The 13,198-nt window shown below is 63.5% G+C and carries 10 protein-coding genes; 6 read left to right on the top strand and 4 right to left on the bottom strand.

Annotation, left to right across the window (positions count from 1 at the left end):
* Positions 1-43 precede the first annotated feature (43 nt).
* The 6 genes from pilV to ribD all read left to right on the top strand — a co-directional run bounded on the left by pilV (position 44) and on the right by ribD (position 7,213).
* Positions 44-757 (top strand): type IV pilus modification protein PilV, encoded by a 714-nt coding sequence (gene pilV, locus G7047_RS24155; protein ID WP_240939246.1) that lies wholly within the window; start codon positions 44-46, stop codon positions 755-757.
* Positions 748-1,602 carry a PilW family protein gene (locus G7047_RS24150; RefSeq protein WP_371813824.1) on the top strand — a complete coding sequence of 285 codons (855 nt, stop codon included), beginning with the start codon at positions 748-750 and terminating at the stop codon, positions 1,600-1,602. The genes pilV and G7047_RS24150 overlap by 10 nt, the downstream gene beginning before the upstream one ends.
* Positions 1,518-2,354, top strand: a complete 837-nt coding sequence (locus G7047_RS24145; protein WP_166310768.1) for a pilus assembly protein PilX — start codon at positions 1,518-1,520, stop codon at positions 2,352-2,354. Before G7047_RS24150 ends, G7047_RS24145 begins: the two co-directional genes overlap by 85 nt.
* Positions 2,355-2,389: 35 nt before the next feature.
* Positions 2,390-5,611, top strand: coding sequence for a pilus assembly protein (locus tag G7047_RS24140; protein ID WP_166310766.1), 3,222 nt, complete (start codon positions 2,390-2,392; stop codon positions 5,609-5,611).
* Positions 5,612-5,623: 12 nt separating this feature from the next.
* Positions 5,624-6,040: a type IV pilin protein gene (locus tag G7047_RS24135; protein ID WP_166310763.1), complete on the top strand. Its 417-nt coding sequence runs from the start codon at positions 5,624-5,626 to the stop codon at positions 6,038-6,040.
* 81 nt (positions 6,041-6,121) lie between these two features.
* A complete protein-coding gene (gene ribD, locus G7047_RS24130) occupies positions 6,122-7,213 on the top strand; it encodes a bifunctional diaminohydroxyphosphoribosylaminopyrimidine deaminase/5-amino-6-(5-phosphoribosylamino)uracil reductase RibD (protein ID WP_240939245.1) in 1,092 nt (363 codons plus the stop codon).
* Between the two features lie 275 nt (positions 7,214-7,488).
* Here ribD and G7047_RS24125 read toward each other — a convergent pair whose 3' ends face one another.
* The 4 genes from G7047_RS24125 to G7047_RS24110 form a co-directional block, all read right to left on the bottom strand.
* The gene (locus G7047_RS24125) at positions 7,489-8,880 is read right to left on the bottom strand and encodes an L-serine ammonia-lyase (RefSeq protein WP_166310759.1); all 1,392 of its coding nucleotides are present in this window, start codon (positions 8,878-8,880) and stop codon (positions 7,489-7,491) included.
* Between the two features lie 83 nt (positions 8,881-8,963).
* A complete protein-coding gene (locus tag G7047_RS24120; RefSeq protein WP_166310757.1) occupies positions 8,964-9,866 on the bottom strand; it encodes a hypothetical protein in 903 nt (300 codons plus the stop codon).
* Between the two features lie 127 nt (positions 9,867-9,993).
* The gene (locus G7047_RS24115; protein ID WP_166310755.1) at positions 9,994-12,315 is read right to left on the bottom strand and encodes a helicase C-terminal domain-containing protein; all 2,322 of its coding nucleotides are present in this window, start codon (positions 12,313-12,315) and stop codon (positions 9,994-9,996) included.
* Positions 12,290-13,156 (bottom strand): hypothetical protein, encoded by an 867-nt coding sequence (locus tag G7047_RS24110; protein ID WP_166310753.1) that lies wholly within the window; start codon positions 13,154-13,156, stop codon positions 12,290-12,292. The genes G7047_RS24115 and G7047_RS24110 overlap by 26 nt, the downstream gene beginning before the upstream one ends.
* Between the last annotated feature and the right edge of the window lie 42 nt (positions 13,157-13,198).

Genomic DNA, 13,198 nt, shown 5'->3' with positions numbered 1-13,198 from the left:
GGCGATTCCCGACCCCGGCCTTTGAAGCACATCAAAAGATGCGATGCAAACGCGTTCGAATTGCACACTTCTTCGCCAAAGCGAATTGCAAGCGGCAAAACCCACTGCGTTAATGCAAGGCCGTGCTCCCATCGGCGAACGGGTTTTTCAGGACACCGCCATGCCGCACCGCCCATCCGTTCGTGGAATCACCCTGATCGAATCACTGGTCGCCATTCTGGTGATGGCCCTCGGCGTATTCAGCGTGCTGGGCATTCAGCTGCGCACGCTGTCCGATGCACAGGCAGGTATTCGCCGCTCGCAAGCCATTCGATTGATTGAGGATTTGAGCGAACGGATCAAATCCAATCCTGCGGCAGCCGATTATCTGGATATCTACGCAACGGATTCACCGCCGAAACCCGGGGACGACTGCACTGCCCCCTGCACCGCCGCATCGTTGGCCGTGCTCGACAGTTATCAATGGCATCAGCAAGTGCAGTTCACTTTGGGGAGCGGCCGCGCTGCCGTATTCAGAAGCAATGCCGATGCTCAATCACATCACCCCCTGCAACTGGGCGTGATGATCGCGTGGAAAGAAACCGGGCGCCAAAGCAACGATTCCGCAACGACGGAGGCACTCAATGCCTTTCTCCAGATATCCGCCGCCGATGCCTCGCAGAAAACCTGCCCCGAGCAATATGTCTGCCACCTGCAATACATCAGCATTTCGGCCCGCTGCAGACTATCGAATCAGGCAGGCGAATCATGCGAATAGGAAGGCAGAGCGGAATGTCGCTGGTGGAGCTGTTGATCGGCCTCGCCATTGGATTGGTGATCATCGGCATTGCACTCACCTCGCTGCAGGTTTCTCAATTCATCTCCACCACAGTGAATGAATCCACCACGCTGCTCCAAGACGCCAATACAGCCCTGCGGATCATCGGCACCCAGATTCGCCAGACCGAAAGCGTGGCATTGAATCTTCAACCCGCCTTGGGCGCCAATATCGATATTGCGGCGCTGCGTCCGGTCATGTTCGAGCCAGTTTTGAATGCAGACGAACCGGCGGTCGTAGTCGAGAAAGCCATCTCCGCCGTCTCGGCCCCGAATGTCTCCAAATCGGTGGGATCGGCGCTGCAGATCCAGTATGAGAATTTCGTGGAATCGCTGCTCTCGGACGCGACCAGCCCCAGCTGGGATTCGGCATTGCGGGATTGTCTTGGACAAAACAAAAGCAACCGCTCACTTTCAAGCATCATGACCAGCACCTTCTTTCTGCGCGAAGGCAATCTGATGTGCACCGGAGTCGCCGGGACTCCACAGCCGCTCATCGCCAACGTGAAGGATTTCGCCATTCGCCTGTTACGCGAGATTCCGGCGGAATTATCCGGGGGCGAGCCGCAGTTTCAATATGCGACGCCCGCCAGCCTGAATGCCAATGCCGCGCAATGGCAGAGCGTGAGCGCGGTGGAGATATGCCTGGAACTAGAGGCTCCTGCGATGAAAGCTCCCGATGTCGGTGTCGAGTATCAGCCATGCAATGGCCAGACAAAATCCAAAGGCAGCAAATTGATCGTTTTGGCAAAGCAGCTTTTCCATATTCGTTCGCATGGGAAATGAAAATGTCTTCGCACCAAAAATCCCACCCCATCGGAAGAGAAACCGGCGTCGCGCTGTATGTGGTCATCATCATCGTTCTGATGATCAGCCTGCTCTCCATCTGGGCGGCACGCATTGCGTTCTTTCACGAGATTCTCACAAGCAACGAGGCTGATCATCAGAAGACGTTTGAGGCCGCCCAGATTCTCATGAAGGATGCGGAGCTGGATATCCGCCATATGCTGGCTTCCGGTGCTCTATGCCCGATGACAAGCAGCGATGGAAATATCTGCCGTGTATCCGCTCCAGTTCATTTTCCCGTCGATCGCGGGGAAATGGTGGATCTGGTCACCTATCTCGATACTCTGCCCACCGGCTGTGCTCTCGGCATTTGCAGAAAACGCCCGGGCATTCAGGATTTTTGGTCCGACGCGGTATTGCTTCTCAACATGACGGCCACCAACGTCGGCGCGCGCTATGGCCAATTCACCGGAGCAGTTTCCGGTCCCGGTGGTAATCCGGTGCTCGCCATCAACGAAACCGCAAAAAACGCCAAGGATTTGAAGGGTGCTTGGTATTGGATCGAGGTTTTGCCTTTCGCCGATGCGCAAATCGGTTTGTTGTCTAGTTACGAAAACAACCCGCATCTTAAAACCTACGCGCCGGACAGCCGCCAGCCATGGATTTACCGGATCACAGTGTTTGCGAAGGGCCGGAAAAATGGCACCGAGGTGGTTTTGCAATCACTGATTTCACTGCAGTCAAGTGAATGAAAACGCGGTCATTACATCACGAGGAGATATTCACCATGCGACGCTTTGGTTTGATGTTTTTGATCGTATTGATATCCATTCGGCCCTCCGCCATGGCCGCCGCGAACTTCGCGCAGTTCCCTGCCGAGTCCGCCTTCCGCACGCCCGCGCCCAATGTCATCGTCTCGGTGGACAACGCGCGCAGCATGGACACACAAGACGTGCCCACCGCCGAGGCCGGCCGGATCACCCGGCTGCAGGCGCTCAGGCAGCTGCTGCAGACACTTTTCACGCCCGACGCCCTGCCCGACGACGCGATCCGCTTGGCCTACCAATCCACCCAAGGCTGCAACCAGTTGCCCGCCGAGGGCCGGATCATCCCCACCACCTGCACGCGCAACCAGCAGACCAACCGCATGGCGCCGTTGCGCGGTGCGGCCAGCCTGGCCGAGGCATCGACGCGCGGCGCGTTCTGGCGCTGGCTCGATGAACTCAAGACCGGCGACGGCCTGCCCGCCACCGCCCTGCTGGACAACGCGGGCGCCCACCTGATGCAGACCGACGCCGAAAACCCATGGAGCGACAGCCCCGGCACGCCGCAAGCCGCCAGTACCCTGAAAACCTGCCGCCGCGCCTACCACCTGTTTCTGACCGATGGCGCTTTTGCCAAACAGAACCCGTCCAGCCTGCCTGCGCCCGCAGCAATCACCCGCCTGCCGGACGGCACGGTCTTCGAACCCGCATCCAACCCGCAGTTGCAGGTCTACCAGGACAAATCGGCCACCGCCGCCACCATGACTTCGCCCTCTGCGCTGGCGCTGCACTACTGGGCGCAGGACCTGCAGCCCACGCTCACCAACCGCATCAGCCCGATCTACACACAGCCCGGCGACGAAGTGCACACAGCAGACTCCCGCAGTCTGGTCCTCTGCCCCTACTGGAATCCGCAGAACGACCCCGCGACCTGGCAGCACATGGTGAACTTCACGGTGGATCTGGGGAGCGGCAGCGCCAAGGCAGGCGCACCGCCGCTGTTCTCCGCGCTGGATGGCAACTTCGGCGGTGCGGACTACGACCGTCTGCTGCTCGGCAGCCTCGCATGGCCCGATCCTTCATCTAGCACCGAGGCCATGCGACAGGACCTGTGGCACACGGCGCTGAACTCGCGCGGTCGGCATTTCCAGATCGGCGGCTCGCTCACGGCGCTGCAGCAGGCGATGAGCACCATCCTCGCGCGCATCGCGCCCAACGGCGGGCAGACGATCAGTGGCTATGCGAGCAATGGCGGCAGCGCGATGTATGTGTCGTCGTATGAAGCGACCCACTGGTCCGGTCAGATCGTCTCGAACCTGCTGGCAGCGGGATCGGGCACAGGCGACGTCCCGCCCAACCCCAACTGGGGCCAGCCTCCCCGCAATAGCACGGCGGACAAACTGGACGCGCTCACCAGCATCGACCAGCGCGTGATCCTCACGCATGACGGTGATCGTGGCGTGCCTTTCCGCTGGGACGCACTCGCCAAGCCGCAGCAGACACAGTTGCAGTCACATGGCGCGTCGATGAGCTATGGCCCCGACCTCGTGCGCTTTCTGCGCGGCGACCGCACCTTGGAATCCGTGGGCACAGCCACCGGCTTTCGCGCCCGCGCATCGCGCCTGGGCGACATCGTGCACTCGCGAATGTGGCATGTGGCCAAGCCCGCATCGGGCCATACGGACAACAGCTATCGCCGCTTTGCCGCGCAGCAAGCGGCACGCGCGCCTATGCTCTATGTCGGCGGCAACGACGGCATGCTGCACGGCTTCAGCGCGAAGACGGGCGACGAGCGCATCGCCTATGTACCGCGCGGCGTGCATGCGAATCTGCACCTGCTCGCCGCGCACGACTACCGCCATCACTACTACGTTGACGGCTCGCCGTTTACCGCCGATGCGTTGGTCGGCACCGAATGGAAGACGCTACTGGTGGGCAGCATGGGCGCGGGTGGGCCGGGCTTCTTTGTGCTTGACGTGACGACGCCCGACAAGTTCGCGGAATCCGGCGCTGCCGCCCTTGTGGTGCTGGACCGCACCGACGACGCCGATGCCGACATCGGCCATGTCTTCGCCGCACCCACCGTGGATCAGGCCAATTCGCAGCGCAGCCTGCAGGTCACGCGGCTGAACAACGGCCGCTGGGCGCTGGTGCTCGGCAATGGCTACGGCAGCGCCAACGGCCAGCCAGTGCTGCTGATCCAGTACCTCGACGGCGCACAAGAACTGCTCAAGATCGCGGCGAAATCATCCGCAAACGGCGCCACGCCCATCTCCAACGGTCTCTCGGCCCCGCAGTTTCTCGATGTGAACAGCGATGGCATTCCCGATGTGGTCTACGCGGGCGATCTGCAGGGCAGGCTCTGGAAATTCGACATCGCCGCCGCATCCGATCAACGCTGGAAGGTGGCGTTCGATGGATCGCCCCTGTTCGCGGCGGTTCGCAATGGAAAGATGCAGCCCATTACCACCGCCCCGCTGCTGCGCGTCAACACCGACACCGGCGGCCTGCTCGTCGCCTTCGGCACCGGCCAGGAACTCAGCGAGACAGACAGCGGCGACGACTCCGTGCAAAGCGTCTACTCGGTCATGGACTACACGCGCTACCGCCTGCAGGACAGCGGCGCGGACAAGGGTAAGGCAGCAGTCGATGCATCGCGCAGCGAGCTGCCAAACCCCGCCGCATCGTGCGCGGAACTGATGGCCCAAGGCGTGCAGAGCGAAGCGCTGACTGGCACCGCCGCCGCAAGCCGCACCTACTGGGCACTGCAGGGCGCGCCCTTCGCCTACTGCCTGCGCATGCCCTGCGCGGTGAACGAGAAGAAGGGCTGGTATCTCGACCTGCCTGCAGACCGGGAACGCGTGCTCGATCCGCTGAGTTTCTATGGCGGCGGCAATGTGCTCGAGATCATCAGCCGAGTGCCCGCAACCACCACCAGCTCCGAAACCGCCAGCGGCGCGCCCGTGGAGGCCTGCGAGCAGGACCCGCGCCCCGGCCTGACGTACCGCACGCTGCTCCACATCGCCACCGGCGCGGCCCAGAAAGCGCGCATTCTCGACACCAACGGCGACGGCCAGGTCAGCAGCGAAGACGCCCCCGCCTCGCGCGCCACCGCCGCCCGGCACGAGCTGCGCTTGACTGCCAAGGGCGGTGCCCAGACGCGCCAAGGCTCCGACGGCAAGACCGACCGCCTCGAAGCCCTGCCCACACGCGTGCTGCGCCCGAGCTGGCGACAGCTTAAGTAGGGGATGAGGCAGATGCAACGAAAATTCCCGCGCGGCTTCACACTGATCGAAATGCTGATCGTGCTCGTCGTGATCGCCATCCTCGCCGCCGTAGCCCTGCCAAGCTACCGCCAATTCATCGCACGCGGCCACCGCGCCGAGGCCAAGGCCGCGCTGCTGCAGGTCGTGCAATGGATGGAACGCGCCAACACCGCCAACGGTGAGTTTCCCACCGGCCAGCCCACGGTGCTCATGCTGCAGGCCCTCAAGCCCCCGCACTACACGCTGAGCCTGCAGCCCAGCACCGCGAGCGGCTTCACCGTGATTGCCACCCGCGCGGACGTGATGCTCGGCGATGCCTGCGGAGACCTGACGTTCACCCACACCGGCACGCGCGGCGCCACCGGATACAGCGTGAGCAACGTGGCCAGACAATGCTGGGGACGATGAAGGCTCAAGTAACATCGCCCTGCCATGACGACCGAACCTTCCCCCCCCGCTGCCTCCGCCCCTCTCGATGAACAAGCCCCCATGCAGCGCGCCCTTGCGCTCGCCCGCAATGCGCTGTTCCTCTCCAACCCCAACCCACGCGTAGGCTGCGTGATCATGAGCGCCGACGGCCGCACCGAACTCGGCGCCGGCTTCACCCAACAGGCCGGCGGCCCGCACGCGGAAGTCATGGCCCTGCGCGACGCGGCCGCACGCGGCTCGGACGTGCACGGCGCAACCGCCTATGTAACGCTCGAACCCTGCTCCCACCAAGGCCGCACCGGCCCCTGCTGCGACGCGCTGATCCACGCGGGCATAGGCAAGGTCGTAGGCGCCATCACCGACCCCAACCCCCGCGTAGCAGGCCAAGGCTTCGACCGCCTGCGCGCGGCAGGCATAGCAGTGTCGATGGACGAACAGGCAGGCCAACAATCGCGCGACCTCAACATCGGCTTCTTCAGCCGCATGGTCCGCCGCCAGCCTTGGGTGCGCCTGAAAGCAGGCATGTCCCTCGATGGCGCCACCGCTCTTTCCAACGGCCAAAGCCAATGGATCACCAGCGAAGCTGCACGCACCGACGGCCACCGCTGGCGCGCACAAGCCTGCGCCATCCTCACCGGCATTGGCACCATCCTCGGCGACGACCCGCTGCTTAACGTACGCAACATCGACACCCCACGCCAACCAAAGCTCGTGATCGTCGACAGCCATCTGCGCACCCCACTCACCGCCCGACTTTTCGACGTACCGCGCAAGGTGCTGATCTACTGCGCAACCCCTGACGCCTCACGTCAGGCCGCATTGGAAGCACGCGGCGCAACGGTAATCCACCTGCCCACATCCAACGGTCAGGTCGACCTGCCAGCCATGCTCAAAGACCTGGGACAACGCGAAATCAACGAACTGCACGTCGAAGCCGGAGGCAAGTTGAACGGTACGTTGATGCAAGCGAATCTGGTGGACGAATGCCTGCTGTACATCGCGCCCCGCATTCTTGGCGCGGCGCAGGGCGCGTTCGACGGCATGGCGCTGACCGACCTGAAAGACGCGCCGCAACTGGAGTTCACGAAAATTGAACCGCTGGGGCAGGACCTGCGGATCAGTACGACGGTAGCGGGGCATTACGAATTTTGAGCGCGTCACCCGCCGCAGGCGCACAAGCATCTCGCGAACAGCGAGATGCAGCACGAGCGAAGCGAAGTGCCGATCACACCTCTTCAGGTCACTTTTGCGGCAAGCTGTTTGAACGGAGCGACGAAGTCGCGCAGTGAGTTTTGCCGCATGACTTCCAAGCGCGTTTTTGATTACTTTTTGCGCGCAAGCAAAAAGTGATTGCCCCGCCAGGGGCAGTCTCGGCCTCCGCAAGCAACCACTCAGCAAAAGCCAAAAACAACAACAAAAGAGTGCCGTCAACATTCGACAATGTTGACCGCCAACCCCCCACGCGAAGTCTCCTTGTACTTCGTCATCATGTCCGCCCCAGTCTCCCGCATCGTCTTGATCACCTGATCCAGACTCACATGGTGCGTCCCATCCCCCCGCAACGCCATCCGCGCCGCATTGATCGCCTTCACCGCAGCCAGCGCATTGCGCTCGATGCAAGGAATCTGCACCAGCCCACCCACGGGATCGCAGGTCAGCCCCAGGTGATGCTCCATGCCGATCTCGGCCGCGTTCTCCACCTGCTCGGGCGTGCCGCCCAGCACCGCGCAGAGCCCGGCCGCCGCCATCGAACAGGCCACGCCCACCTCGCCCTGACAGCCCACCTCCGCGCCCGAGATCGACGCATTTTCCTTGTACAGAATGCCGATGGCTCCGGCGGTCAGCAGGAAGTCGACCACCCCGCGCTCGTCCGCGCCCTTGATGAAGCGCGTGTAGTAATGCAGCACAGCCGGAACGATGCCCGCAGCACCGTTGGTCGGCGCGGTCACGACACGGCCGCCTGCCGCGTTTTCCTCGTTCACCGCGAGCGCGAACAGGTTGACCCAGTCGATCACCTGCAGCGGATCGTCATTCACATCGGGTGCGCTCACCAGCGCCTTGTGCAGCGCGGGCGCGCGGCGACGCACGCGAAAGCCTCCGGGCAGCTCACCCGCCGTGCCGCAGCCGCGCTCCACGCAGGCTTGCATGGCCTGCCAGATGACGAGCAGACCGCTGTCGATCTCCACATCACCGCGCCAGTGGCGCTCGTTCACGCGCATCACGTTCGCGATGGAGCCGCCATGTGCACGTGCTTGCAAGAGCAGTTGTTCGCCGCTGTGAAACGGCAGGGGCAGCACCTCGGTATCGGGCGCGATCTCGGCCTGGCGCTGGGTATCCGACGCCGCTTCCTCGCTCACGATGAAGCCGCCGCCGACCGAGTAATACACCTGCGTGTCGAGCAAATCGCCCGCAGCATCCCAGGCCTCAAAGCGCATGCCATTGGCATGGAACGGCAGGGTGACCATGGGGTCAAGCACCAAGTCCTCGCCTTCCTTGAAGGGGATCAGCGGACCGCCTTCGGCGAGCGGCAACTGGTGATCACGGCGCACCTGTGCGATGAAGCCGTCGATCGCATCGACATCGACCGTGTCCGGCGCGAACCCCGCGAGCCCCAGCATCACGGCCCGGTCACTCGCATGCCCGCGCCCAGTCGCGCCCAGCGAACCATAGAGCACGCTGCGCAGGCGCGCGACGCGGCTCAGTGGCTCATTGCGCGCCAGCCGCTGCACAAACTGCCGCGCGGCGCGCATCGGCCCGACGGTGTGCGAGCTCGAAGGACCGATGCCGATTTTGAAGAGATCGAAAACACTGACCGCCATGCCGTTCTCCCACACGATTGCGACAGCCTGTATTGTGGCGTGCAAACACCACAGACACCTATCAGCGGGGAGTTCGCAAAAAATCAGCGCACCGGCGCGTCGTCCTGACGTGACTCCAGCAGGCTGCGGTCCACGGGGTTCTCGGCCGCACGCTGCATCGCGTTCGAGAGTTGGGCCGCATCCACCGGCACGGCATCCGCAGGCTGGTTCTTGATCTGAATGCCGGTCGCATCGCCCACCGTGTTGGTGATGCGCTTGACGAACAGCAGATCATTTGCCGTGGCGCCGCTTGCACCCGCCACACCCTCGCCTTCGTTGACGCTGAGGCGGAAATAATTGGCACGAATGACGGAGCCGCTGGTGTTGAATTTCAGGCACATCGTCAGACCGGCGTTGGGGCCGCTGGTCAGGTTCTCGCACACGTACTGGTAGTCCGTCGAGGCGATTCCGCCCGTGCCGTAACCCGAGCCGTCCACCAGCTTCTCGAGCCCGAAATAATCGAGCTTATCCAGCGTTTCCGAGGTCTTGTTGATCGCCACGAGCGTCCAGATGCCGCGCAGGTGAGCGGGCGCGTTCGAGTAGCCGAAGCTGAAGCGGTTGATGGCCTTCTCCGGCTCGTTCGGGAACTGGATAAAGCCCTCCGTGCCCGAAACGAAACGCATGCTGACCGTACCCGCGCTGCCGTCTTCGCGGCCGGTGAGATCGCCACTGCCGAAGTAGCGGCCGCCGCGGTACTTGTTCAACGCGCCGCTGTAGCTGTTGTTGGCAATTTTGCCAGCGGACAGATAGAACGACGGATTGCCGCTTGCGTCATACGCATACATCTGCATGACCAGCGTGTCGTTCTGCACATCCAGACCGAACCCGCGTCCAGGCTTGCCATTGTTCTCGGCCGTCACCACCCATGTGCCAGCTTGCGGTGCAAAAGCGTGGGCCACGCCAGTAGCCAGCACTGCGCCAATCACTACCCATTTCTTCAACATCATCGCGTTCTCCTCAGTCAGGTTGCGGGCCGAACAGGCCACCAAGAACGGTCCATGATATGTTATGAATTGAACATATCTGATAGCAATTGAAAACAGTTGTACTGTCTCGCGCTCATTGCAGGAGTCTTCAAACAGCGTCGATGTGCCACCACGCGGGCAGCAGCCTGCGCACTTCGGCCCTTGCAAAACGGTCGTCGATCAGATGCACCACGCCCTCGTCCTGCGGCGTGCGGATCACCCGCCCCGCCGCCTGCACCACCTTCTGCAGGCCCGGATAGAGATACGCATAGTCGTATCCCCGCCCGGCGAACAGTCGCTCCATGCGCGCGCTGATCTGCTCGTTCACCGGATTGAACTGCGGCAAGCCCAGCGTGGCAAGAAACGCGCCGATCAGGCGCTTGCCGGGCAGGTCTATGCCCTCGGCGAACGCGCCGCCCAGCACAGCAAAGCCGATGCCCTGGCTGCGCTCTGTGAACTGCTGCAGAAACTCGCGCTGCTGCGCCTCGCCCATGCGGCGCGACTGGCGCCAAAGCGTGATCTCCGGGTGCTGGCGCGCGAGCGCGTCGGCCGCCTGCTCCAGATACTCGTAGCTGCTGAAAAACGCCAGATAGTTGCCGGGCCGCTCGGCGAACTGCGCAGCCATGAGCTGCACCATCGGCGCGATGGACGCGCTGCGGTGGGCATAGCGCGTGGAGATGTGCCGCGCCACCTGCACCGACAGCTGCTCGGCGCGAAACGGCGAGCCCACGTCGAGCGTGGCGTGCGGCTCGGGCAGCCCCAGCAGATCGGCGTGGAACTGCATGGGCGTGAGCGTCGCGGAGAACAGCGTGGCCGCATGCACCTTGGCCCAGCGCTCTGCCAGATACGGCGCGGGCACGATGTTGCGCACGCTGATGTCGGTATCGCCCTGTTTGGCCTGCGGGCCTCGTTGGCGCTGGGTGTCGATGATTGAATGCTCGCCGAAGCTCTCGAGCAGGCGCTGCACCTGCAGCACTTCCCACTGAAACGCCTGCACGTCGGCGTCCAGCGTGTCGGGATGGTCCGCGAAATGCTCGCCGATGGCCTGCATGCACTGCGTCAGCGCGTTGAGCAGCTTGGGCGGAAAGGCCTCATGCACCGCGTAGTCGTCGGCCTGCTCCTTGTTCAGCGCGCTCCATTGGCGCTTGACCGCAGAGAGCGCCTTCTTCACGCGCGGCGCGGATTCCGCAGTGGCGGATTGCGATGCAAGCTTGAGCGCCTGCGGGGACAGCGTGGCGCTGTACATGCCGCGCGCACGGTCCATGAGGTTGTGCGCCTCGTCCACCAGCAGGGCCACGCTCCAGTCGTTGGCCTGGGTGAGCGCATGCAGCAAACCGCCAAAATCGAAGAAATAGTTGTAGTCGCCCACCACCACATCGACCCAGCGCGCCAGCTCCTGCGACAGGTAATACGGGCAGATGCCATGCACCAGCGCGACCGATCGCACACTCTCCTGATCGAGCAGTTGCGCGGGCTCGGCGAGCGCGTCCGCGCGCGCATCGGGCAGGCGGTCGTAGAAGCCGCACGCAAGCGGACAGGCATCTCCATGGCAGGCGCTGCCGGGGTTCTCGCAGGCCTTCTCGCGCGCCACCATCTCGAGCACGCGGATGCACCCGCCACCATGGCTGCGCAGCTCGCCCAGCGCGTCGAGCGCCAACTGCCGCCCGGACGTCTTGGCCGACAGATAGAACAGCCGGTCGATGGACTGCCCCGGCATCGCCTTCAACGCCGGAAAGATCGTGCCCGCCGTCTTGCCGATGCCGGTCGGCGCCTGCGCGAGCAGCACACGGCCCTTGGTCGTCGCGCGGTACACGCCCTCGGCCAGCTCGCGCTGGCCCGTGCGGAATTCAGCATGCGCGAACGCGAGCGTGCGCAGCGCCGCGTCGCGCAGCACGCGGTGCTCGGCCTCAAGCTGCGCCCAGGCGACGAACCGGCTGCATTGCTCCTCGAAAAAAGCGCGCAGCGCATCGCGACTCCAGCTTTCGGTGAACACCGTTTCGCGTTCGCTGTCGATGTCGAAATACACCAGCGCGATGTCGAGCGATGCAAAGCCCCGCGCCTCGCACATCAGCCAACCGTAGACGCGCGCCTGTGCCCAATGCAGCTCGCGCTGCGCGGGGGACTGACGATCGAGCCGGCCCTTGAAAGTCTTGATTTCCTCAAGCCGACGCGCCTTGGTGTCAAAGCCGTCGACACGTCCTCGCACCTGCAGATTCTCGAAGCGGCTGGCGAGCAGAATCTCCGACTCATAGCTCGCCACATCACGCCTGGCCGTCACCTTGCCATGGCCTGCAATGCCTTCCTGCGCGCTCGGCGCGGGCGTGAACCGCAGATCCAGATCGCCCGTCTTGGCCGTGAACGCGCAAAGCTCGCGCACCGCGACGCTGTAGACGAGCGGCTGTGGATCAGCCAAGAGCTGTGTCGTCGTCATCTCGCTCGCTTCCAAGCTGCCCCTGCGCATGTCTCAGGTCCTCATCGCGCGCCAACGGAGTAGCCTTGCACAGCGCCATCCACACGGTGAACGGCAGGCTGCAATGCGCATGACGAGCGGCACGCAGCAGCTCAAAGCGCGGCGTATCGTCCACATCGCCGTGCATCACCCAAACGCCGAATTCCTCGGGCAGCTCCTCGGGCTCGGCAATGCCTGCGGGAAAGACATAGTGGCACTCCTCGCTGAGCCACTGGTACGCAAGCCGCTTGGCCCGATGGCGCAGATCCGAAAGCAGATCGGCCCGGCTCGCCTTGACTTCGTGCACCTGCGGCTGCAGATAGCGCGGCACCGAGGTATTGCGGACCGAAAACAGATCGGGCCGCGCCACCCGCCAGACCCTTCTGGCTGCACGCCTCAGCGGCACCGGCAGTTGTGACTCATCAGCCCAGAGCATGTCGCTCGCCGGAGCATCCACAGGCGGCGCTGCCGCATCCTCGGGTTTGGCGGCCTCCTCCTCCAGCGCCGCACGCAGCATCAACTCGCGCCACACGATGCGCCCTTGCGGCAGCAGATGCTGCTGCGCAAACCGGTGCTCGATCCGGTCATGCAGCGTGGCTGACCTCAGCCCCTGCCGCCGTGCATCGGCCAGCAGCGCGATGGCGGCATCGGTGAGCCGCAACTGCTCACGCCCCTCATGCGAGACCTGCAGCCACACTAGCCCAGCGGCCAGCAACTCGATCTCCACCGCGTCCTGACACGGCCAGCCCGCCGAACGCCAGATCTGCATCAGGCGGGTGCGGTGGTGGCGGGTGAGAGCCCGTTGAGGCAGTGAGGCAGACATGAAACACTGATTTTATATACAGCTCTTGATTCTGCCAAATTG

Origin of the sequence: Diaphorobacter sp. HDW4A (genome assembly GCF_011305995.1) — a bacterium.
GTDB lineage: Bacteria > Pseudomonadota > Gammaproteobacteria > Burkholderiales > Burkholderiaceae_C > Diaphorobacter_A.
This window is presented reverse-complemented; position numbering and strand designations above follow the sequence as displayed.